Source organism: Paenibacillus oryzisoli (genome assembly GCF_050467285.1).
GTDB lineage: Bacteria > Bacillota > Bacilli > Paenibacillales > NBRC-103111 > Paenibacillus_E > Paenibacillus_E oryzisoli_A.
Window position 1 is genome coordinate 200,832 of record NZ_JBCMUN010000011.1, and the last position, 22,604, is coordinate 223,435.

At 54.6% G+C, this 22,604-nt stretch carries 18 protein-coding genes; 8 read left to right on the forward strand and 10 right to left on the reverse strand.

Translation table 11 applies throughout. The features are described from left to right. Window positions 1-4: 4 nt before the first annotated feature. The 4 genes from ABE504_RS20145 to ABE504_RS20160 all read right to left on the reverse strand — a co-directional run bounded on the left by ABE504_RS20145 (window position 5) and on the right by ABE504_RS20160 (window position 4,519). A complete protein-coding gene (locus tag ABE504_RS20145) occupies window positions 5-907 on the reverse strand; it encodes an ABC transporter permease (protein ID WP_430091960.1) in 903 nt (300 codons plus the stop codon). Between the two features lie 615 nt (window positions 908-1,522). Further along, window positions 1,523-2,536 carry a glycoside hydrolase family protein gene (locus ABE504_RS20150; protein ID WP_430091961.1) on the reverse strand — a complete coding sequence of 338 codons (1,014 nt, stop codon included), beginning with the start codon at window positions 2,534-2,536 and terminating at the stop codon, window positions 1,523-1,525. Between the two features lie 118 nt (window positions 2,537-2,654). After that, a complete protein-coding gene (gene fumC, locus ABE504_RS20155; RefSeq protein WP_430091963.1) occupies window positions 2,655-4,049 on the reverse strand; it encodes a class II fumarate hydratase in 1,395 nt (464 codons plus the stop codon). Window positions 4,050-4,129: 80 nt separating this feature from the next. Then, on the reverse strand, window positions 4,130-4,519 hold the full coding sequence (locus ABE504_RS20160; protein ID WP_430091965.1) for an acyl-CoA thioesterase: 390 nt from the start codon (window positions 4,517-4,519) through the stop codon (window positions 4,130-4,132). Between the two features lie 109 nt (window positions 4,520-4,628). Here ABE504_RS20160 and ABE504_RS20165 point away from each other — a divergent pair, with 109 nt between their 5' ends. Both ABE504_RS20165 and yidD read left to right on the forward strand, forming a co-directional pair. Next, entirely contained in the window at window positions 4,629-4,850 is a 222-nt protein-coding gene (locus ABE504_RS20165) for a hypothetical protein (protein ID WP_430091967.1), read from the forward strand. A 15-nt stretch (window positions 4,851-4,865) separates the two neighbouring features. Further along, complete coding sequence (gene yidD / locus ABE504_RS20170; protein WP_430091969.1) at window positions 4,866-5,372, forward strand: membrane protein insertion efficiency factor YidD; 507 nt, start codon at window positions 4,866-4,868, stop codon at window positions 5,370-5,372. A gap of 64 nt (window positions 5,373-5,436) precedes the next feature. On the opposite strand, the gene ABE504_RS20175 is transcribed toward yidD, so the two are convergent. Next, window positions 5,437-6,000, reverse strand: a complete 564-nt coding sequence (locus ABE504_RS20175) for a pyridoxamine 5'-phosphate oxidase family protein (RefSeq protein WP_430091971.1) — start codon at window positions 5,998-6,000, stop codon at window positions 5,437-5,439. 195 nt (window positions 6,001-6,195) lie between these two features. Between ABE504_RS20175 and ABE504_RS20180 the strand changes: the two genes are divergently transcribed. After that, a complete protein-coding gene (locus ABE504_RS20180) occupies window positions 6,196-6,363 on the forward strand; it encodes a hypothetical protein (RefSeq protein WP_430091972.1) in 168 nt (55 codons plus the stop codon). A 213-nt stretch (window positions 6,364-6,576) separates the two neighbouring features. After that, complete coding sequence (locus ABE504_RS20185) at window positions 6,577-7,530, forward strand: hypothetical protein (protein WP_430091974.1); 954 nt, start codon at window positions 6,577-6,579, stop codon at window positions 7,528-7,530. A 121-nt stretch (window positions 7,531-7,651) separates the two neighbouring features. On the opposite strand, the gene ABE504_RS20190 is transcribed toward ABE504_RS20185, so the two are convergent. Further along, entirely contained in the window at window positions 7,652-14,500 is a 6,849-nt protein-coding gene (locus tag ABE504_RS20190) for an Ig-like domain-containing protein (protein ID WP_430091975.1), read from the reverse strand. Window positions 14,501-14,633: 133 nt separating this feature from the next. On the opposite strand from ABE504_RS20190, the gene ABE504_RS20195 reads away from it, so the two are divergent. Both ABE504_RS20195 and ABE504_RS20200 read left to right on the forward strand, forming a co-directional pair. Next, window positions 14,634-14,918 (forward strand): hypothetical protein, encoded by a 285-nt coding sequence (locus ABE504_RS20195; protein ID WP_430091977.1) that lies wholly within the window; start codon window positions 14,634-14,636, stop codon window positions 14,916-14,918. A gap of 158 nt (window positions 14,919-15,076) precedes the next feature. Further along, window positions 15,077-15,688: a DUF3298 domain-containing protein gene (locus ABE504_RS20200; RefSeq protein WP_430091978.1), complete on the forward strand. Its 612-nt coding sequence runs from the start codon at window positions 15,077-15,079 to the stop codon at window positions 15,686-15,688. A gap of 346 nt (window positions 15,689-16,034) precedes the next feature. Here the strand turns inward: ABE504_RS20200 and ABE504_RS20205 are convergent, their stop codons facing one another. Together ABE504_RS20205 and ABE504_RS20210 are read right to left on the reverse strand one after the other, a co-directional pair. Beyond that, complete coding sequence (locus tag ABE504_RS20205; RefSeq protein WP_430091980.1) at window positions 16,035-17,009, reverse strand: TRM11 family SAM-dependent methyltransferase; 975 nt, start codon at window positions 17,007-17,009, stop codon at window positions 16,035-16,037. Between the two features lie 4 nt (window positions 17,010-17,013). After that, window positions 17,014-17,943: a LysR family transcriptional regulator gene (locus tag ABE504_RS20210; protein WP_430091982.1), complete on the reverse strand. Its 930-nt coding sequence runs from the start codon at window positions 17,941-17,943 to the stop codon at window positions 17,014-17,016. Window positions 17,944-18,073: 130 nt separating this feature from the next. Here ABE504_RS20210 and ABE504_RS20215 point away from each other — a divergent pair, with 130 nt between their 5' ends. Then, window positions 18,074-19,147: a branched-chain amino acid aminotransferase gene (locus ABE504_RS20215; RefSeq protein WP_430091984.1), complete on the forward strand. Its 1,074-nt coding sequence runs from the start codon at window positions 18,074-18,076 to the stop codon at window positions 19,145-19,147. Window positions 19,148-19,581: 434 nt separating this feature from the next. Here ABE504_RS20215 and ABE504_RS20220 read toward each other — a convergent pair whose 3' ends face one another. Then, window positions 19,582-20,022 (reverse strand): YkvA family protein, encoded by a 441-nt coding sequence (locus ABE504_RS20220; protein ID WP_430091986.1) that lies wholly within the window; start codon window positions 20,020-20,022, stop codon window positions 19,582-19,584. Between the two features lie 144 nt (window positions 20,023-20,166). Here ABE504_RS20220 and ABE504_RS20225 point away from each other — a divergent pair, with 144 nt between their 5' ends. Next, window positions 20,167-21,198, forward strand: a complete 1,032-nt coding sequence (locus ABE504_RS20225) for a hypothetical protein (RefSeq protein ID WP_430091988.1) — start codon at window positions 20,167-20,169, stop codon at window positions 21,196-21,198. 156 nt (window positions 21,199-21,354) lie between these two features. On the opposite strand, the gene ABE504_RS20230 is transcribed toward ABE504_RS20225, so the two are convergent. After that, a complete protein-coding gene (locus ABE504_RS20230; protein ID WP_430091990.1) occupies window positions 21,355-22,239 on the reverse strand; it encodes a putative RNA methyltransferase in 885 nt (294 codons plus the stop codon). Window positions 22,240-22,604: the final 365 nt, after the last annotated feature.

Sequence of the window (22,604 nt, forward strand, 5' to 3'; positions counted from 1 at the left end):
CCTCTTACCAAATTTGTCCATCAAACTTCTTGGCTATGCGATTCGCACCGAGCACGAGGATGAACCCGATGATTGACTTGAACAACCCGACGGCTGTTGCGAGGCCAATCCGCCCCTCTTGCATCCCCACGCGGTACACCCACGTTTCGATGACGTCAGCCTTCTCTTGGTTCAGCGGGTTGATCATCATGAAAATCTGATCGAACCCGACATCGAGAATCGAGCTGAGCCTGAGCACCAGCATCAGCACGATGACGTTGCGGATTCCCGGCAGCGTGACGTGCCAGAGCTGCCTTGTGCGCGAGGCGCCGTCGACCGTTGCCGCTTCGTACAAGCTCGGGTCAATGCCCGTCAGAGCGGCGAGGTAAATAATGGCACCCCAGCCAACCGACTGCCAAATGTCCGTTGTCACGATCAGCGAGCGGATCAGCCCCGGCTCCGTCAGGAGCGAAATCCGTTCCAGATGGAAAGCGGTCAGCAGTTGGTTAATCAGTCCGGAGCCCGGAGCCATGAAGGCGACCAACAGGCCGTAGATGATCACCCACGACAGGAAGTGCGGCAGATACGTGAGCGTCTGAATCGTTCGCTTGAACCCGTTCGACGTGACCGCGTTCAGCATGAGCGCCAGCATAATCGGAGCCGGGAACGAGAAGACCAGCTTGTAAAGCGAAATCAGAATCGTGTTGCCGATGATCTGATTGAAATAGACGCCGTGGAAGAACATCTCGAAATTTTGCATCCCCACCCAGGGGCTTTCCCATAAGCCTTGCAGCACGTTGTAGTTTTTGAAGGCAGCTGCGATGTAGACCATCGGCACATATTTGAATACCGCGAAATACAGCAAGCCAGGGATTAAAAGCAAGTACATCACGCCGTATCTTCGCAGCAGTTGAAGGCTTCGTCTCATCCTGTTGTCTCCTCCCTCCTTGATCTCTATACTTCGATTATAGAGAGACGGGGCGAGGCATCCCTCCAAATTCTTCGGCAGAAAGTCTAAAATCTTCGGCAGCAGCTGAAGTACCCGAATGTGCAAAGAAACGTGATGCCCGTTAGCGGGATAGGGTGAACTAAGAACGAACAGGATCATCCAGATGCGGAAGCGAGGGGGATTGGAGGACATCCAAAACTGCAAATGAGCAGGAATCTTGCCCGTTTCCTTTCTGATTTGGTGGAATGCCTGCGGATTGGCAGGTATTTCGAGTGTAAATCCTCTTTTTGAGCGGAATCGGTTCAAAAAAACTGCTTTATCGCAGGCATTTGGCTGAACACGCCATTTTTGCGGAAAATTCCTGCTTGTTCGCAGGAATTAGCCTGTCCGCCTCGCCCCTCTCCCCATCTACATCTGTAGAGGGCGGCAAAAAGCCGACTCTCACGGGGAGAGTCGGCTCGATTGGCTGATCGTAAGTGGTCGATGGCGCTGCTGAGACAGCAGGGGGAACCACAGGCTGGCAGCCGGCATCACCGGCGGAGCATATAGGGGAGCGCGTAGAGAACCATGTAGGGAGCATATAGGGGAGCGCGTTCATTCACGCTGCCTCCCTAATGGAATTTGGACATTATACGCTCGGCTGCCGTGCTGTTCGAGCACAGCGCAAAGCAGTACGCGAGGCTGGCCGTCCGCATCCCGCCACACCTGCGGCCGTTCCAGCCGCAGTACGGATTGCGTCGAGCCGTTCGCCCACGGAATGGCAAGCTCGAAGGCCAGTGCATGAGGCGCGGGCTGCCAGTCGAAGCCGTCACGCGATGCAAACAGCGCGACACTTCCCCGGCCCGCTCCCGTGAAATAGCCTTGGAAGTCTTTCATGAGCGCATAGAATCGATCTTCCTGCCACCAGATGCAAGGGTCCTCCACCGCCCAATCGTGCGTCGGATTCGTCACCGTCGGCTGTGCCGCCTTGCGGAACGGGCCGAGCGGGTGATCCGCCACCGCGCTGCCTGCGTTGACAGCGCCGCCTTTCGGCGGCGGGCCTTCGGCCACGCCTTTGTACATCATGAGCACACGGCCGTCCGGCATCTCGCACACCGTCGGATTGCTCGTCATCAGGCCGTCCCACGCGCCCGGCGTCGTGTCGATAAGCGGTGTCGGCTGACGTTCCCATGGCCCTGACGGATGGTCGGCGACCGCGACACCGATCCGCTGATTATTCCGGTACGCCCACCAGGTCTCTTCATCCACAGGGCGGTCCAGCGGGAAATCCGGGCCGTGCGTGCCCATGTAGTACAGATAATAGCGGCCGCGATAAGGCACAATTACCGGATTATGCACAACGTCCCGGTCCCAGCGCGGTTCTCCCTCCCGGCACGCCCATAACGCATCCACATGACGGAAAGGTCCGAGCGGACTGTCCGCCACCGCATACGCCATCTCCGAATGGGTGGCCCACGCCTCAAACCCGGCAGCTTCGGGCCATCGGGAGTAGATCAAGTAATATCTCCCCTCAGCATCACGTGTCATTGAACCGCACCAGACATGCCATCCTTCCAGCTCAAACTTGGCCTCCACAGGCACGGGCTGCAGCAATTCTTGAAAATTCATAGTTTCATCTCTCCTGGCGGTTTTTGGCTTGCAACCAGTATAAATCGGTTCAGGAGTGAAAGAGTTTCAAATCTTTGGCGGATGGTTTGAAGATTTGGGGAGGTGCCGCTGTATTTCCCTACTCGCCCGCCTTCGGCGAGACCATGTTCTCCGGCCGCACGTAGCTGTCGAACTGCTCTGCGGTGAGATAGCCGCTGCGCAGGGCGGACTCCTTCAGGGTCAGCCCTTCTTTGTGGGCTTGCTTCGCGATGGAGGCCGCCTTCTCATACCCGATGTACGGGTTGAGGGCGGTGACCAGCATGAGCGATTGCTCCAAATTGCGCTGAATCACAGCGCGATTCGGTTCCATGCCCGCGAGGCAGTGGTCATTAAACGAGCGCATGCTGTCCGCCAGCAGCCGCACGGACTGCAGGAAGTTGTGGATGATGACGGGCTTGAACACGTTCAGCTCGAAATTGCCCTGCGACGCGGCAAAGCCGATGGCGGCATCGTTGCCCATGACCTGGCACACGACCATCGTCATCGCTTCGCTTTGCGTCGGGTTCACCTTGCCGGGCATGATGGAGCTGCCCGGCTCGTTCTCGGGGATCGTGATTTCCCCGATCCCGCAGCGGGGACCGCTCGCCAACCAACGGACGTCGTTGGCGATTTTCATGAGATTCGCCGCGAGCGCTTTCAGCGCGCCGTGGGCGTACACGATCTGATCATGGCTGGTCAGCGCATGAAACTTGTTCGCCGCGGAGACGAAATCCGTCCCCGTCTCGCGGGACAGCGCTGCGGCGACGCGCGCGCCGAACTCCGGATGTGCGTTCAGCCCGGTGCCGACGGCGGTGCCGCCGATCGCCAGCTCGCGCATCGTGTCGACGGAGACGCGCACCATGCGCTCCGTCTGCTCCAGCATGGCCAGCCACCCGCTGACCTCCTGCCCCAGCGTGAGCGGGGTGGCATCCTGGAGGTGGGTGCGGCCGATTTTGACGATGGAGGCGTAGGCGTCCATCTTGGCTTTCATCGTCGCCTGCAGCTCCGCGAGCGCAGGCAGCAGCTCTTCTTCGACGGCGATGACGCCTGCGACATGCATCGCCGTCGGGAACGTATCGTTCGAGCTCTGCGAACGATTGACGTCGTCGTTCGGGTGGATGCGCTCGCCGCCATCCCCCAGCAGGTCGGTCGCACGGCGGGCGATCACCTCGTTCACGTTCATGTTGGACTGCGTGCCGCTGCCCGTCTGCCACACGACGAGCGGGAACTCGCCGTCCCAGCGGCCCTGCACGATTTCGTCCGCCGCTTGCGAAATCGCTTGCGCTTTTGCTGCTGGCAGACCGTTGATCTCGCTATTGACCTCGGCCGCCGCCTTCTTTAGCAGCGCGAAGGCGCTGATCAGCCTAGCGGGCATGCGTTCCGTTCCGATTTTAAAATTTTCAAAGCTCCGCTGCGTCTGTGCCCCCCATAACTTATCCACAGGGACTCTTATCTCGCCCATCGTATCTCGTTCAATCCGGTATTCCTGCGTCATGACATCCGCCTCCTAAAGTCGTTGTACCGCTACGCCAATAGAATCCCCAAATGCTGGGCTCCTATGAGCGTGTGCTGGTTTCAAAAAAACTTCCGCAACTCATTCGGCACTTCGCGGCTTTTGCGAGTTGAACTATCCATGGTTACGCTTGTCACGTGTGCATCCGCCCGTATTTCGCCGTGCTCGTCCACGATTTCTTGCCTCAGCACATAGCTGGAACGACCGACTTTCTCAGGTTCGCAGGTGACGATTAAAGCTTCACTCTGCCTGCACTCTCGTCGGTAATTCACGTTGATGTTCACCGTAACCGTTTGAATCCCCATGCTTCCGAAAGCCTCATAGGCAAGCCCGCACTGTTCATACCATTCTTCACGCCCCCATTCAAAATATTCCAGATATTTCGCGTTGTTTACATGACCATTGACGTCAATTTCCGTTGAGCGGACTACGATCGGCAGTGATGATTTCATTGCTTGGTTTCCTCGATTTCTATACATTTTTGTAGAATATAGTCGACGTGTGTCTGCTAATCTAGTAAAATAATGGAATGAACAAAACTAAGGAAAAGGATGATACACGATGAGACAATACACGGCCATTCCGGGTCCCAAAAACGTCCACGTCAATAAAGGAGATACGCAGTCAGCCGTTAAATTGTTCGCCGATATGATCAATGCCCAGACCCAATCGGGATGGGTCTATCATTCTATGGAGTCCATCGCGGTCACGGAAAAGCCCGGTTGTTTGCAGCAGCCCGTTACAACCCACTATTATATGTTGATTTTTTACAAAGACATTTAGTCACGCGGGCAACCGATGGAAAATTCCAAACCCAAAGAACCGGTCTTCTACACATTACCAAACGAGCAAGATTTCTTGGCCATTCTCCATTCAACTTATGATGAAAATGATCCACGAAGTGTCAATTACAAGCGGGTGCACGTTATTCCTGAAATCAACTGGCGACAGGCTGCGAACCATATCGTAGCTCTGTTGTTGCTCGGCCTATTCCTCGCGGTTATCGTCTTTGCTAGCTTGACACGTATCGCTCCAAATTATGCCTTCAAGATGGCTTGCATACTGCCGTCTATTGGCATTTTCCTATACATGCTGATGCGGGCAAAAGCCATGACGATCTGGGTCATCCACGTTTATCAGCGTTTTGCTCCGATCAACATTCGGAACAAATGCCGCTTTGAACCAAGCTGCTCCTCCTACATGATTCAAGCCATTGAAAAATACGGCGTCGTAAAAGGAATCTTCCAGGGCATCCAGCGATTGAGACGCTGCAACGTGGCTAACGGCGGGTATGACGATTTATAAAGCCCAGATAGCCCATAGACAAACCTATGGGCTATTTTTCATACGACGACAGGCAGTCGTCCTCCTACTCCGCCCCCAACCTCTGGCCGATCGTCGTAACGAGGCCGTCCATGCTGATCCTATTTTTTTGCCGGTGGTAGGCCGTCAGGTCGTCTTCGCCCTGTTTCTCCGCCCACTTCTGCAGCGTCGTCCGCTCCCCTTCGTACTTGTAAAAAGGGACGCTGAAGCCGCACGACGTTTTCACCTCGTGGACGTCGATGACGACGATCTGCCGTGCCCCTGGCAGCATCGTGAAGCGCGGCGCCAGCTCCGCCCACGCCTCGGTTCCCGGCAACACCACGTGTCCTTTGCCGTAGAGTCTGAGAATCATCGGCGGTCCCTCAACCGCCATGAACATGAGCGTGATGCGACCGTTTTCCTCCAGGTGCGCGCTCGTTTCGTTGCCGCTCCCCGTCAAATCCAGATACGCGGCCCCATTCGGGGACAAAATGCGCAGCACGTCGTGCCCCTTAGGTGACAGATTGACATGCCCCTCCCCCGATAACGGGGCCGAGCCCACAAAGAACATATGCTGCCGCGCAATAAACGCCTCATGCTCCGGCAGCATGGATGGAAACGATTTGCCCATGTCAGACACCTCCACACCTTTTCCTTTATTATCCTACGCCGCAGGCCGAAGGGGAAATACATAAAGGCGATACACCTTATAGCCAAAACCTATAAGCGATCCGCGGGTTATTCTACATTATTCTGCACCGTTCTGCATAAAACTCCCAGTTTCGAGCCATACTTTGGAAGTTGAAATCTCGAGGAGGTGAACGATATGACAGCTAACAACGCGAATGACGATGTGGTCAACCATGCCATCAATGCGGCACAAGAAAATGCCGATAATGCAGCCGCTCAGCAACAAGTACAGGAGCTTGCTTCCGCACTTAACAGCTCGGTCGCAAACGACAACGATCAAGAGGACTCTTCTGCGCAAGATTAATTGGCTCGAAGCCTGATCAAGCTTCAGCACGGAAAAGCCTGCAAAACAGCAAGGTGGTCCAACCGCCTGAGCTTTTTGCAGGTTTTTTGTGTGGTTTTCGATAGATGTCAAAATAATGCCTCAACACGTTAAAAAATTGGGATGTCCCGAAGCGGACAACGCTTTATAGTAGTTATGTAAGCGCTATTTTTTAGGAAGACGAGGTGCTTCGCATTGATACGTTCCCACAAATGGATGCTCGCTGCTGCAGTTGCTTTGGTAGCTGTTGCCGGAGCGCTCACCTATTCGCGCACCCACCATCCCAATGAGGCCGACGAAATGGACCCGCAAACAGCCTTCACTGTGAATGGGAGCAAGGTGGTTCAAGAGGAATTCGGCATCTTTTTACAAAATCAGAAGGCTTTGACCACGAGCTATTTTCAAACCAACTACCATGCAGAATACAGTAACGAGTTCTGGACGACCTCCTTTAACGGTGAAATCCCGATCGTGTATGCCAAGCAAAAAGCGGTGGACGAGCTGAAAAGGCTCAAAGTCGAGCAGCAATTGATGAAAGAAAACGGCGAAATGAGTGCTGCCAGCTTCGACGAATTCATGCAGGACCTCGAGCAAGAGAATGCTCTGCGGCGCAATAAAATCGCCAACAAAGAAACAGTATACGGCTTGACGCAATTCAGTCCTTATCAATATTACAATTATGTGCAGTCGACCCACTATACGAATCTGATCAACAGCCTCGCCTCCAGCAAGAAATATCGGTTTTCCGACACGGTGTACAAAGACTACTACGAGAAACAGAAAGAGAACTACTACAATAAAGGGTATATTTATGAAGGCGACATTGTTCAAAATGGTATTTCCGCCGAGAAGATCCGGCTGGACTTACAGGCCATCTCCAAAGAGGATGATCTGAAGCGCGGTTTGTACGCTACGGCATCGAAGATGCAGCTGGACGAACTCAGTGACCCCTTCCCTTACCAAAATGGGCAGGCCCGCTTTAAACTGACTGCTAAGCAAGCGCTCGGTTACAAAAGCTTTGAAGACGTGCGCTCCGATGTCATCAAGCTCTATATCCACGAGGATCTTCAGCGCCAGATCGCGGATCGGCTGAGCAACGCCGTCATCAACATCAATGGCCCCGTCTACGACGCCGTCCAAATGAAGTAAGGTGCGCCCCCGGCAACGGGGGCGTTTTGATGTTACGGGGCGTTGGCCCTTCTACTATAAAAAGCCCCCTTACCCGTCATGGCATGCCATAACTGGAAGGGAGGCTGGTTGGTAACCTCTTTTAAATCAAGCTTAAGGTTCTGAGCATTCTGAGCAGCATCGCTGCCGCCTGTGCCCGCGTAGCTGTGGCGTCCGGATCAAGAATCGTCGCTCCTGTTGCCCCATCCACAGTACCATCCATAATGCCGTGCTCGACGTTCCAGGCGAATGCAGCTTTGGCTGCTGCCGCAACTTGATCGGCATCGCCGAAACGATTCAAAATGCTTGGTGACGTAGCCGTCAGCTTACCTCCCCCAATGTATCGGGCAGCCGCCATCACCGTGCTCGCCATTTCCGCTCTAGTGATCGGTGCGTTCGGGTTCAGCACGCTTCCCGCTGTCCAATCGAGCAATCCGGCTTTGTGCGCAGCATCCACCTCGTCGGCAAACCAATCGTTCGCCCGCACATCCGTGTACAGCGCTGTTGACGGAGCTGCTTTCGGCAAGCCAAGCCCATTCACAAGCAGGGTGATGAATTCAGCTCTACTGATCTGCGTATCCGGGCTGAACACGCCTTCTTGGACGCCGTTGACAAGCAAGCGCGCTCCCGCCTCTTCGACAATGGACTTCGCCCAATGGCTGTCCGTCATATCGCGGAATGCCACTTCGTTCTGAACCAGCGCATATTTGCTGTGACTGGCCGTCCGGATTTGCATGTAAGCTTTTCCGTCCATCTCGACGTATTTGGCTGTCCGAACGCCCGCCTCCTGCTCGCCGCTCGCAGCTTCGCTGATAGAAATAGCGGCTGTCGGCTTGTTTTTGAAGGAAGGATCGACCTCAATATACAGTGTTCTTTGATTATCAAAAGCATGCACATCCATCGACTGTCCGTTAGGCGCCGTTAGCAGGAGATGAACCTCGTACACGCCCGAGACAAGGGCAGCTGCCGGATCGCCATTGACCGTTCTGCTCATCGCTTGCTTCTCACTATCGGTAAGCTTGGCTCGCCCGATCTTGACCGTCATCTTCAGTTCGTCTCGCTCCGTCCCGCTCGCTTTCAGGAACGCATCGAGACCGGTTACCTTCTCGACTACATCCGGCTTCAGCTCATAGATAAAGTCCTTCATGGCAATGAGTACTTTATCCGCCTGCTGTGTGCTCTCCGGCTGCAGTTCGCTCAGTTGGAACGTGAGCGCAAGCTGATCGCGGTCGTCAGCCCGGAAGGTTACCGTGCCTGCGTCGGTATTTTTCTCCTGCGGGAACACTTTGCCATCTTCAGTAACCGCGTAGATCTCATTCTTGTTCGGCGTTGTCGGCGTCGTCGACGGTTCCGTTACCGAACCTGATCTGTCAGGATCGTCGCCATCGCTTGGAGTAGAAACGATGACAGCGCCCCGGAAGACCGTAATCGCCGCCGTTAAAACCCCAGCTGCATCTGCAAGCTGCTGCTCGGTGGATGCTGTGTTGTCCAGCACCAGCTGTGCCGCAGCAATCGCCTGGGTCAGACTGTCCGCAGCGCTTTGCGGATATTGCCCCGGCGCAGTGCCGATGACCGCTGCGTTTAATACCGTGTCAGCTTCGCTGATCTTCGCTTGCAGCACGCGGTCAGGGGCGAGGCTGATCGTGAACATTTTACGACCGATCGTGCCCAAGGCATCTTGCGCGGTTGCCGCAACGGTGATTTCTCCTGCTGTCGAGCCTGTCGTCAGCACGCCACCAGGTGTGATGGAGGCAGCTGCGCCGCCAGCGTTGACAACCGACCACACAACGGCTGGATTCGCCGCATTGTCCGGCTGGACGACCGCGGTCAAGGTTATCGTTTTGCCAGTGTACAAGGCAGTCGCTTGATCAGGCGATTGAATCGCGATGCTCTCCACAACCTGAGGCTGGTTCGTAACCGAAATATCCAACGCGCCGTCGAGGCTGCCGTCTTCGGTAATGGCGTGTACCCTTGCGGTGCCATTTTTGACGGCTGTGAGCAGGCCGGTATCCGACACTCTGGCTACGTTCGTGGAACTGCCGTCCGTATTTAAAATCACCCATCTTACATTCTTGTTCGTTGCATTCGATGGGGACACCGTGGCCAGCAATTGCAGCGAGCCGCCTGCGGTATCGATGCTCGTTTTATCATTCGTGCCGCGAACATTAACGCCCGTTACCGGCACGTACTGATTGGTGATCGCGACATACATCTCCGCGGTTTGCTCGGGATAAGCAACGGACTGGACGATGACCTTCACGCGACCGTCTCTCACCGCCGTCAGGAGGCCTGTGTCCGAGATCGTCGCACTGCCGGTTTCGTCCTCTACGCGCCAGTTCACACGGTAGTCCTGACCTGCAATATCGTAAGGCAGCAAGCCGCCTTCCATTTGCAAGGTGCCTTTGTCAACGGAGATTGTATTTGCTCCGCCCGCGCCCCAAATGCCGATACCATCGATTTGGGTCGGGTTCACTTTGACTGTCAGCGGGATCGCTGCGCTCGTCTTTGGCACGGCTACCCGAACATCGTCATAGTAGAAGTTCCCAGACGAGCTGTTCCACCAGTTCACAAGCGAAACGGCTTTGAGGCCGGAGACATTCGCTGTGGCAGCCAGTTGGCCGTCCGCGTACATTTTGACCATGGATGGATCGGTGTAATCCCACTTCAGTTCATGCCAGCCGATGCTGCGAGGTACTGTAGAAACGGTCCACCCCGTCGCCCCCGTCTGCAAACGCGTCGCAAAATACGTCGGCGAACCGTACGTTCCGTCATAGAACAGCCCCAATCCCAGCGCCTTGCTTGTATCTGTCAAGACCGGCCCCGCACTGCCTACAGCGCGGTTGGAACGCGTGGTGCCATCATCGTAAATCCACATGGACGCGATGCCGTTCAGGGCGGTTGGGAAGATTTTGCTCATGCTGCCCTTCACGCTATTGATCCGCTTGGCGCTGTACACGCCACCATGGGCCTGCTCGGTGGACGGCTGAATCGAAACGACGTAGTCCGTCCCCGATTCCAGCGTAAGATCGCCCGTCGTACCGCTCTCAAAACCTTCAGAATACACAACATCCTCGTAGGTAACGTTCGCTGTCACTTGAATCTCGGACGTATTGCCCAGATCCCCAGTTACATGCAGCACGCCATCAGCGTCAATGGATACGTTCGGATTGTCCGTGCTGTAATTGACGCTGATCAGTCTCGGCTGATTCGCATCCGTGATGGTCGTCGTCAGCTCTCTGGAAGAGCCATCGCTCAGCACATTCGCGACCTGGAGTCTGACGTCCTGACTCGACGCATCCAGGTATGGATAATCCGCTTGCACCTTCATGTCGCCAGTCGGCGTGATCGGCTGCTTGACTGTAATTCGAGCAGTTGCGGTCAAAAGCGGATTCGCCGTACTCTTGGCTGTAATCGTCGCTGTACCGAGCGACAAAGCTTTCACAGCGCCATTCGCATCGACTTGGGCGACTGTAGGGTTATCGCTTTCCCAGCTGACGACTTTGTTCCAGGCCGTTGCCGGCTCCACTGTCGCTGACAGGAACACACCTTCATTCAGCAGCAGCGACACATTGCGCTGATTCAGCGTAATCGATTCCGGCATCACTTCGTTCAGAACGCTCGTCGGCGCATCATTGGTAAACTGATGAACGCCGATGTCACGCGTGCTGCCCAGCGGATTGCCGAACAGGTCATGCGTCGCATCCGTGTAGCCAGCCGGTATATCCACATTCCAACCAGCCCCGATCGCAGGCGAGTTCGCCTGCAGCTTATAGGCGTCCAGTTTGGAAGCGTCGAAGTTATCTTTTGCCGAAATGATGCTGGATGGAATCTCTCCAGGTCTCGCCAGCAGCGGATTCACGAACCGGTTGTTCGCGACTTCCAAGGAACCGCCGGAGCTGCCGATATTCATTTGCGGGTAGATGATATTATTTTTAATATAACCTTGGGTGACGTTGCCGCCGCTTGCAAAGTTGTTGACTTTTCCCAAAGCAACAATGATATTGTTGGCAAACTTCATGTACGAGGTCGCATTCATGTCAAACACATTCGTCGTAATGTCTTTGCCGATGTAGAACGTATTGTTGTACACCCATGGCACGCCAGCCGTATTGTTATCCGGGAAGTAGTCGAACAGCGCATCGCCGTTCCCGTCGTTCAAACTGAGGTTATACCGGTAGAACGAGTATTTCGATCCCGGCATGACGAGCGTGAAGCCGCCCCGATTTTCATGGCTGTAGTTGTATTGGTAGACGATGTTTTTGCAGTACAAGTCGACGTCCCACGCTTCCCCGTCGTTATACCCGTACACCCCGCCAAACGTTTCATTGTACTGAAAAAGCGTATCGTTACTGCCGTACACCCAGTTGCCCGCATAGTTGAGCGAGCCGACATTGGTGTTGGCGAAACGGACGATCGTATTGTATTCGACGATGCCGTTGTACGTATTCGGGTTGCCGTCATCCGCCACGTTGCTGATCACAAGACCGTCGCCTTGCACATCCTGCACGTAGTTGTTGCGGAAGCGAATGTCGTCCATGACTGTAGGCGCACCGCCATTCGGCGCTCCGGAAGGCGCCATGCCGGCGTTCCGAACCCCCTCGATCGCGACGTTCACCACTTTGTTCCCTTCCACCAGCACATCGGAATAGTTGCCTAGCACGAGGATGCCGCCTGTGAATTTGTTCGCAGCGGGATCCGAATTCACATCATGGACATAGCAATCCTTAATGTAAATGTGCCGCAGCTGATTGTTCGTCCATTCCGCCACCGTTGTGCCTTTTTCATTGAGCGCGATAATCCCTGCCCGCATGTTTTTCACAGTGGCATTGTAGTTCGTCACTTCCAGATGATTGATTTCCCAGTAGCTTTGGTTACGCACCTCTACCGTTGCCGCATAATGCTGACCGGCAATCGAGCCGAGCGGCATCACTTGATCGGTAAGCGTACCGTTCCCGTTAAAAATCGGATACAACTCCGGATCATCGCTTCCGTACCGATCGACGATAATCGGCGATCCCTCGGAGCCGCTGCCGTTCAGGCGGAGCTGACCGTTCCAGACGTCGCCGGCTTTGAACAGAATTTGATCCCCCGGTCCGAATGTCGTCGCGTTTACTTTATCCAGGGTCTTCCATGCCGTTGCAGGCGTGAGACCGTCGTTCGTATCACTGCCTTCGGTACTGCTGACATAGACCGTGTTACGAATGTCAAAAGTGAGCGTCAACGTGTTGCTCTGCACCTGCGTACCGTCGGTTGCCTGAGCGACGATTTGCACCGTCCCTCTCCGGGAAGGTATCACCACGCCCGCAGCCGAAATATTGGCAACGTCACCGCTCTGGATAATCGACCAGTTCACCGCGGGCTGACCTGCGTCACTCGGGTCTATGGTCGCCTGGAGCGGGATAGGATCGAGCGTACTGAAATTCACCGCACCGGATGCGGTTCGAATCGCAATACCTGTTACCTTCACCGTTTGTCCTGAAATGGAGACCACCGTGCTGTTCGACTTATCCGGATTGGAGATGGAGGTAGCCGTCACCTTCACCATACCATTTCGAAGCGCTTTCAATTCGCCAGTGCCGGATATGGAGGCTAGGTTCGTCGGCGAGCCATCGGTGTTCTCGACCTTCCACGTCACAGCTGAAGACGCACTGACCGGCGTGACCGCCACCTGCATTTGCAGGGTTCCGGCGTCGGCCGTAATCGCCGTTGCTCCGCCTTGCCCGGAGATGGTCAGACTCTGAACGTCATCCGCCTGAACGGGAATCGGCAACGTCGTCGATGTGCTCGCGCCCGCTTTGGTGGCCTTGACATCGTCATAATACGTCACATTGTTGCTGGCAAGCCAGTTGCCGGCGAAGGCGACGTATTGGTATTTCGTTTCTTTCGTCGTCGAAGCTACTTGCACGCCGTCAATATACATTTTGGCATCCGTGCCAGAGACGACATCCCACTTGAGCTCGTGCCAAGCCGGGGATGCACCGCGACTGACAGACGTAGCGCTGAACGAACTGGAGAATATTCGGGATACCAAAGAGGTGCCGGAACCCGTGCTGCCATCCCAATGCTCGCCGAGCAGCAACCCGTTGGAGACATCAATGCCGCCGGTGCCGTTTGTTTTGGTACCGACATAGATATTGTTCCTTGAATTGCCGGCAGGCTGTCCGTTATACAACCATACCGTCACCGTACCGTTGATGGGCACTCCCATATCGGCTCGAACGGTATTGCCCGTATTGGCATTGTTCCGGAGCGCGCTGTAGCTGCCGCTGTGCGCAGGCACACCTGCGCCTGTCTTGGCCGTCACCGAGCCGGTTGTCGCATACGTCGCGCCGGGTTCAATCGCGAAGCTGCCCAGGCTGCCGTCCTCAAAACCCTCGAAGTACACAACATCCAAATATTTCACTTCTGCGGTTACATCGACGGGAACAGACCCGTTCGAGCCGTCATAGGTCAGAATACCGGTATTGTCCTGAATCGTAACGCCAGGGGTCGACGAACTGTAATGCACACTGTACAGTTGTGGATCCGCGGAATTCGCGGCTGCCGCTGTCTTGAGTTCCTTATCCGGCCCGCTGCTCATCTTGGCCATGACCTTGAGCTGAACCTGCTCGCCGTAGCTGCTGATTTGCGTTTTGTCCGCAGCAATATACGTGCTCACGACGGTAGGTATGACATCCGAGGGAACAGCCTGCAACGACATCACGTTGAGCGCGTGCGGCTGGGCTAATGCTCCCTCTTCCTTATATACATTCGAATTTACGCTTACATCTTCCGCGTCTTCCGTGGACTGCGGTGGATCTGACTGTGCCGTTTGGACGGCCGTATTCCCGGTTAACGAACCTGCCTCATCCGCCCAAGCCACAACGGATCCGGGAAACGAAGATAAAGGCACGACCATGAGCAGAGCCAGGCAAAACGATACCTTACGTTTAAGCTGATGCACAATGTTCACGTTATCCCACCTTTCTGGAATCTGTTACCTCATTTTTTAAAGCGCTTTCTAAAACTTGCAACACCTCTACCTCCATTCCTTTTTCCGCTTGACGGATGCCTCTTCACAATATCGCAAAAGAACGTTCAAAATAATGAAAGAAATTAACCTGATTGCGCATTTTTTTGACTTCTTTGTCCAAAACATGGAAATCGGCAAAAACCCAAAGCTCCTGCCAACCCGCAGCAAGGCCTTGAGCTATGATTCACGTGCCAGTTGTGGCCCGAAGCCTGCAAATAGGCAGGAATTTCCCCGCAATCCTCCCGAGTTTCAGACAAAGCCTGCGATTCGGCAGGAATTTTGGGCAAATCGGCTGAATTCGGAGGCCATCGAACGAAAAAACTGCACATTCGCAGGAATCCTCCCGCATCGTGCCTAAAGCACGAAAAAAACCTGCATCTCTGCAGGCTTTTACAGATTTAAAGTTACTCTCTCTCGGTCGCTACGTATAGGGGGCCTCACTCACTCTGCGCTAGGCAAGTAACCAATCGCCCACGCCGCGAATACCCTGTAACAAAAACGCAGGGATGATGATAAATGAAAGAATTAGATCGACCGGTCAGTATTCAGACCTATAAAGTGCTCCGCAACAAGCTCAATCTGCTGTACCCCGCTGTCATTCACCACACGCCGCTCACGGCGCAGGAAGCGATGAACAAAGCGATTGTGAATGCTGTGAACAAGCAGCTTCACGACCAAGGCTACGGCCAAAACCCGATGACGGACGTCACGGCCTATTACGAGCTCAAGACCAATCAACGCTCTGTGCTGAGCCTGTCGCTGATCAATTACGCATTCTCCGGCGGGGCGCACGGAATGACGCTGCAGAATTCGCTGACCTTCAATACGGAAACAGGCAAAAGCTACACCCTCGCCGAGCAGTTCAAGCCCGGCAGCGACTATATCGGCCGCATCAGCGCGATTATCGCCGAGGAAATCAAACGGAGGGACATTCCGCTGTTGGTGGACTTTAAAACCATCCGCCCCGACCAGGATTACTACATTGCCGATAAATCGATCGTCATTTATTTTCAACTGTACGAGATCGCGGCTTATGTGTACGGGTTCCTGTACTTTCCGATTTCCGCCTATGCGCTGCAGGATATTGTCGCGGAAGATAGTCCGCTGGGTCTCATGCTGATGGGCTGATAGCGAGTAAGGCTGGGGCTTGTATCGATAGGCTGACTGCGGGGCAGGTGGCTTTTGCTGATAGGCTAGAGGTTAGAGGGAACGCTAGTATGCCAAGGGGACCTAATTAAGCCACACTTAAGAAGGTCATTTGATATAGTTAAGAGTGGCCAGACCCTCTTAGCTGAGCGAAAGTGACCAATTTTTGCAAGTTAGAAGGGGCTGGACCCTCTTAGATCTAGCTATTTTAGGGAAAACTGCCCAAGCTGCGGCTGTTAATTGAGCTTTCCTAGGCTAACTTGACCATGTTGAACTTAATACCCGTGCCGGCGGCAGCCCCTCCACCTGCACCTGCACCTATACCGATCTATGCCCGCTCGCAGACGATGACCTGGCGGGAGAACCTGCCCTTATGCGCGAGGCAGCGATCCACGATGCGAAGCCCGGCTTTCGCTAAAAGCGGATCGATCTCCTCCGTCGTCAGGATCACCGCCCGGCGGGCCAGACGCCGTGCCGCCTCCAGCATCTCCAAAGCCTCAGCCTCCGGCAGCTTGGAGCAGAGGTTGTACGGCATGTCGAGGACGAGCGCGTCGTAGGGCGCTGGCGAGACAGACGCGGGCTCCGCCCCCGCGTCGGAACCCCCATGCGGCGCAAGCGCCCGCATGTCGGCCACCCCCACCACTTCCGGCAAGCCGAAGTGGCGCAAATTAACCCGCGCGCCGCGCACGGCCAGCGGGTTAAGGTCAAACCCGACGCTGTCGATGCCCATCGACAGCGCCTCAATCAGCACCGTGCCGATGCCGCAGCACGGGTCCACCAGCGTGCCCGCCGCGTCGGGCACGGCAAGATTCACCACCGCCCGCGCGATGCGCGTAGGGAGGGCGGTGGAGTAGTTCTGCGGCTTCTGCTGATGCTGAAGCCAGACGGCTTCGCCGTGGGCGCAGTCGCCGAACAGCCAGCGCCCGTCCAGCGCGGTCACGGCGAACCACTGCGCCGGGCGCCGCATCTCCGCCTGCCCGCGGAGATGACGCCCCAGCTCGCGCTCAATCTCGCGCTGCCGGTCATACAGGACCGGCTCGCCCGTCGGCGCGAACATAACCTTGAACGTCGCCCCCGTCACGGGGTGCGACGATACCATAGCGGCCAGCTCCGCCAAGCTGCCGGCCTCCAGCTCCACCGCCAGCCGCAGCTTCAGGAACGGGCTGCGGCTCGGCTCGATCTTGCGCGCGCTGATCGCGTAGCGCGCGCCGATCACCGCGTCTGCGCCCAGCAAGGCGCGCAGCTCCATTTCACATAACGCCTGCTCATCCTCGTGGCAGGCAAATACATACACATACTTCATTTTGCTACCTCTCATTCGTACTCTCGCCATACCGCTTCATCGCATCCTGAAAATCCTGCGTCACCTGTCGCACAAACGCATCCATCGTGCGGCTGATAAATAAATCCCGCCGGTACACGATGCCGACGTCCTTCTGCGGCACAGGCTCCGTAATTGCCAGCGTCCAGCACTGCTCAGCCCCGCTGTTCACGTCCGTCCGGGTCACATACGACTGCGGAACAATCGCGCCGCAGACGTTCTGCCTCGCCATTTGCAGCAGCGATTCCAGCGTCGACATCTCGACGATCGGCGTGCATGTCAGTCCGGCGCGCTTACAGCAATCTTCGATCATATGCCGCACATAGAACTTCGCGGGCAGCATGGCGATCGGCAGCTTGACCAGCTCCTCGAGACGGATCGCCTTCACGCCTTGTGCCGCAAAAGGATGCTTGTCCGACACCGCCAGCACCAACCGCTCCGTATACAGCGGAATGCAATGAAGCTGCTCATCTTCCTCCGGCAAAAACACGACACCCACATCGAGCCGGTTGTTCAGCAGCCGCTCCTTCGTCTCTTCCGTCGCCAGCTCCGTCACCGACAGCTCGATATTCGGATACTGCGCATGGAACGACATAATCGTCGACGTCAGCAAATGATTGCCGGAGCATCCGATCCGCAGGCGCCCCCGCTGCATCCCTTGAAGCTCGTTCATCGCCGTCTGTGCCTGTTCCAGCTCATGAAAAACATTCCGGCTGTGCTTCTGCAGCACCACGCCTGCTTCGGTGAGGTAGACCTTTTTGCCGATGCGCTGAAAAAGTGGCGAGCCCACCCGATCCTCCAACAGGCGGATCTGCTGACTGAGCGTCGGCTGGGAGATGCCGAGCTTTTCCGCGGCTTTGGTGAAGTGCAGCTCATCGCACACCGCCAAAAAATACACTAACAACCGATAATCCAAGCCGCCCCCTCCGATCATAGTTATTATCTATGATAATAATTGATAAATTGGAATTGATCAATGAATGCGTTTTTTCTATAGTTAAGGATAAATCAATTTCGGAAAATTACGACGAAAAGGTGGTTATCCCATGTACGGCAGCATCTCCATTGAACAAACAACCCAGCGCAAAACGATGCCCGATCTGACGCAAAATCTCGGCTTTGGCCGCCATTTTACCGACCATATGTTTATCATGGACTATACGGAAGGCCGCGGTTGGCACGATCCGCGCATTGTTCCTTACGGTCCGATCTCGCACGATCCTGCGGCGATGATTTTCCACTACGGGCAAGCCGTGTTCGAGGGCATGAAAGCTTTCCGCACGGTGTCCGGGGAAATTGCGTTATTCCGTCCGGATCAAAATGCCAAAAGACTCCAGCGCTCCAGCGAGCGCCTGAGCATCCCGACCATCGACGAAGCGTTCGTCGTGGAAGCGATTCGTACCCTCGTCAGCCTGGATAAGGACTGGGTACCAGCCAAAAAAGGCTCCTCCCTCTACATCCGTCCGTTCGTCATCGCCACCGAGGCGATGCTGGGCGTTCGTCCGTCAGCGCAGTACTCGTTCATCGTCATTATGTCGCCGGTCGACGCTTATTATGAAGAAGGTTTGCACCCGGTGAACATTCTGGTCGAAAGCTACTACGCCCGCGCTGTGCTCGGCGGCACCGGCAACGCCAAAGTCGCCGGCAACTACGCCGGCAGCCTCAAAGCGCAGACGCTCGCCAAGGAGCATGACTGTGCGCAGGTGCTGTGGCTCGACGCCATCGAGAAAAAGTATCTCGAAGAGGTCGGCTCGATGAATGTCTTCTTCAAGATTGGCGGCGAAGTCGTCACGCCAAGCCTCAGCGGCTCGATCCTCGACGGCATCACGCGTTCGAGTATCATTCATCTTTTGCGCGATTGGGGCATCCCTGTTACCGAGCGCAAAGTGTCCATCGACGAAATCGTGCAGGCGCACGCCGATGGCACGTTGGAGGAAGCGTACGGCACGGGCACAGCTGCAGTCGTGTCCCCGATTGGCAGCCTGCTCTGGAACGGCAACCGTATGGAAATCAATGGCGGGCAGACCGGCGAGCTCGTCGAGCGCTTGTACCAGGAGATTACCGGCATTCAGGAAGGCACGCGCCCGGATAAATTCGGCTGGCTGACCTACTGCGAGTAAGCAGTCGCGGATTGGGGCTTTGCACTAGCTTTCTGCCTCCGGATAGCGTCTGGAACTTCAGTAAAAGTGCCTCCCATTACAGCGCTGCCAGCAGCACGCCCCGATGCCAGGCAAATAAGCAACTTTCGAGTGCTTATTTCGCAAAATCCGGCGCCGGAGGGGGAAATAAGACTTCCGCAGGTGCTTATTCAGCCCAAATCCCCCTCCGTTAGGCCAATTTCCTAGAAATAAGCACGTTTCAATTGCTTATTTCCCGAAATCCGGCGCTCGGCGGCGAAATAAGACTTCCGCAGGTGCTTATTCTTATTCCGAGCACATCGCATACCCACGGGAACCCGTTCCAACGCTCCCGCTCATACCAACAACAAAGCCCTTTCCCCTGCCGCTCCCCGTAAGGAGGCGGCAAGAGAAAGGGCTTTTCATTTCACAGCGCTTTAACGCTTGCCCGGCCCTTCGGCCGCAGGCTCGTCCGGTTTTGCCTGCTCCGTCACGACTTGTCCGTCAATGTCGATAATGCCCTTAGAGCTGGCCGCTTCCTCGCCGAGCAAATCGCGCAGCTTGTTTTTCGCTTTGCGGCGGACATCGTCGTCGATGTTTTTGGCGACGGCGGCAAGGGCGAGACCGAGCGCGCCAAGGTCGTCGACATAGCCGACAAGTGGCAGCAGGTCGGGAATCGCATCCAGCGGGAAGATCAAATATCCGAGCGCCCCGTAGATTTGCACTTTCGCGCGCAGCGGCGTTTTGGGGCTGTCCAGCGCGTAGAAGAGCAGCAGCCCGGTATAGATGACTTTGCTGCCGGCGGTTTTGGCGACTTTCGCCAGCTTGGCCCAGAAGCCGTCGGGCGAAAAATATTTATCGTATTTGGACGTGTTCATCGTAGACCAACTCCTTTTTTGAAGCTGCTTCCTAACTTTTCCTCTATTATACCCGATTCCCGATCACTTACCTATGGAAGCGAGCTCGGCACATTTTTACTCGGAACCAAAAAGAGGTATGATGAGGAAAAGGAGGTGCCCCCCATGCAGCGAAAAGGCATCAATTACGACGTCGGCGCATTCACCCGCGGGCCCCACCAGCCTTCCTCCCGCGAACCTTGGGATCTTGCCGTCGTAGAACGGGAAATGGCCGTGATTCGGCACGATTTGCACTGCACCGCGATCCGCATATCCGGGCAGTCTGTAGAGCGGCTGACCGCGGCGGCGCTTTTGGCTTTGGAGGCCGGCCTTGAAGTGTGGCTGTCCCCTTCCAACATCGAGGCGACAGGGGCAGAGAACCTCGCCTACCTGCGCGAGTGCGCCCAAGCCGCCGAAAAGCTGCGCGCCGATCACGGGAACATCGTGTTTATTGTCGGCTGCGAGCTGACTTTATTCATGAAAGGGCTGATTGCCGGTGAAACGGCTCTCGACCGCCTCCAGACGATGTTCAAGCCTTGGCGGCTCATCATGAGCACGATTAAACACGGCTCGTTTCACAAGCGGCTGAACGCGTTCCTGAAGGCGGCGGCGGCCGAGATTCGGACGTATTTTCACGGCCCGCTTACCTACGCCTCGGGAACTTGGGAGAACGTCGATTGGACGCCGTTTGACTTTGTCGGTTTGGATTACTACCGGGATAAAATCAACCGCCGCTTCTTCCGCGACAAATTGCGCAAAATCGTCGCCGGAGCGAGCAAGCCCGTCATCGTGACGGAATTCGGCTGCTGCACCTACCAAGGCGCCTCGGACAAAGGCGGATACGGCTGGGCCGTCATCGATCAATCGAGCGAGCCGCATCAGCTGAAGAGCGGTATCGTCCGCGACGAAGAGGAGCAGGTGACGTACATGACGGAGCTGTTGGACATTTTTAACGAAGAAAAAGTCGCCGGCGCCTTCTGGTTCACCTTCGTCATGCCGCTGTACCCGTACGCGGAGGAATCCGCCTACAACCTCGACACCGCTAGCTACAGTGTCGTCGCCTCGCTGCCGGAGGGCACCGGGCGCGCCTATCCCGGCCTCCCTTGGGAGCCGAAGCAAGCGTTCCACGCGCTAGCCGCTTATTATGGGAAGTCGTAGGAGCCTGTTCTGATGGCATAGAGCCCTTTAGAGGGGATACTTGCTGATAGGCTAAAAAGAAGCTCAAGCGTAGGTCGCTTGGGCTTCTTTGTCTGCTTGTGTTGCTCCCTAGTCCGTTACCTATATCTAACATGGAATGGAAGAAAGAAATATGGTTTAATGCTTTTTACCAATTAAAATAGTAAGATCGATCGTAATTTCCATTGCAGTCATACCGAGAACTTTTTGTATATGTTTTGCTTTTGCCCCCCAAGATAATGGGGTCATGTTGACCAAGTGTTGAATGAGGGAATGATCCAAAGTCACTGTATATTGTAAGCGTTGGGATTCTTGGACTTTGAAATACCTGCCAAATGCATCACGTGCACCGCAGCTGGAATTGGTTTGTTGTCCTGTTCTTTTATCATAAAGTGAGCGTAATTCTTTAAGATAACCTTGTTCGGGGACAACCTTTATTACCTTTCCGTCACTAGCAAGCAATCTTTGAAATTCAGAATAATTGGAAGGCGCTAGAATGTTAATAATAGAATGGAATTGGTTATCGGCTAATGGACATCTTGCCAGATCGGCTACGCACCAAATTGAATTGCAATTACTTTTCGAAGCGGTGGTGATACCTTCCTTAGAAATATCAAGACCCACTCCGAGCACATCTTTTTTGGTTTCGTGTTTTAGTATTTGTCGTATGCATGATAAAAGAGATCCTTCCCCACAACCCGCATCCAGAACCTTTACTTCATTACTTTCTTCAAGTGTCTCAGAGATTTGCTGGGAAATATACACACTCACTGGTTTAAAAAAGCCGCTTTGATTAATAATTTTACGTGAATCAAAGAGTCGTTTGTCATATTTCGTTGTGACAGGATGCGAGAGCAAATTCACATATCCAACCTTGGAAATATCAAAACAATGCTTGTTCTCACACAATAAGCTCTGTAGATTAAACACATTCATAGGACTGGCGCATATAGGACATCTAAAAATACTGGAGTGTGAATCCATGATCTCTGCTGCAATTGTCTTTTTATCCTTTTTTAACACAAAGACACCTCATTCATTCGTTATTGGAGAATGAAAAAGGCACAGACAAATAAACCTAGCCAATTGATGCAAAAAAAAGGCTGGGCTTAATGATCTGTACCTCTCATTAACGCAAACGAATGAATTTGATGATCATTGTGAACAGTCACTCCATTCTTGAAGTTCAAATTACGGTGAAGACCGTTTAATAATATCATAGTACAATTGTAAGTAAAATGCCCCGCGTCTTCTTTTAACCATGAACCAAAGTGAACCGTATCACAAATTCGATAGTCATAAAATTATTGATATAAAAAAACTGACTCCTGTTACATTTAGGAGTCAGTTAAGTGTTCTTACGTGAACCACTCTAGATTTTGAATCTC

Coding starts and splice junctions, on each gene's coding strand:
- ABE504_RS20220 (WP_430091986.1), bottom strand. CDS start 20,022: ATGAACACGTCCAAATACGATAAATATTTTTCGCCCGACGGCTTCTGG.
- ABE504_RS20145 (WP_430091960.1), bottom strand. CDS start 907: ATGAGACGAAGCCTTCAACTGCTGCGAAGATACGGCGTGATGTACTTG.
- ABE504_RS20200 (WP_430091978.1), top strand. CDS start 15,077: ATGAAAGAATTAGATCGACCGGTCAGTATTCAGACCTATAAAGTGCTC.
- yidD (WP_430091969.1), top strand. CDS start 4,866: ATGGAAAATTCCAAACCCAAAGAACCGGTCTTCTACACATTACCAAAC.
- ABE504_RS20195 (WP_430091977.1), top strand. CDS start 14,634: ATGAAAGAAATTAACCTGATTGCGCATTTTTTTGACTTCTTTGTCCAA.
- fumC (WP_430091963.1), bottom strand. CDS start 4,049: ATGACGCAGGAATACCGGATTGAACGAGATACGATGGGCGAGATAAGA.
- ABE504_RS20180 (WP_430091972.1), top strand. CDS start 6,196: ATGACAGCTAACAACGCGAATGACGATGTGGTCAACCATGCCATCAAT.
- ABE504_RS20215 (WP_430091984.1), top strand. CDS start 18,074: ATGTACGGCAGCATCTCCATTGAACAAACAACCCAGCGCAAAACGATG.
- ABE504_RS20165 (WP_430091967.1), top strand. CDS start 4,629: ATGAGACAATACACGGCCATTCCGGGTCCCAAAAACGTCCACGTCAAT.
- ABE504_RS20150 (WP_430091961.1), bottom strand. CDS start 2,536: ATGAATTTTCAAGAATTGCTGCAGCCCGTGCCTGTGGAGGCCAAGTTT.
- ABE504_RS20160 (WP_430091965.1), bottom strand. CDS start 4,519: ATGAAATCATCACTGCCGATCGTAGTCCGCTCAACGGAAATTGACGTC.
- ABE504_RS20175 (WP_430091971.1), bottom strand. CDS start 6,000: ATGGGCAAATCGTTTCCATCCATGCTGCCGGAGCATGAGGCGTTTATT.
- ABE504_RS20205 (WP_430091980.1), bottom strand. CDS start 17,009: ATGAAGTATGTGTATGTATTTGCCTGCCACGAGGATGAGCAGGCGTTA.
- ABE504_RS20225 (WP_430091988.1), top strand. CDS start 20,167: ATGCAGCGAAAAGGCATCAATTACGACGTCGGCGCATTCACCCGCGGG.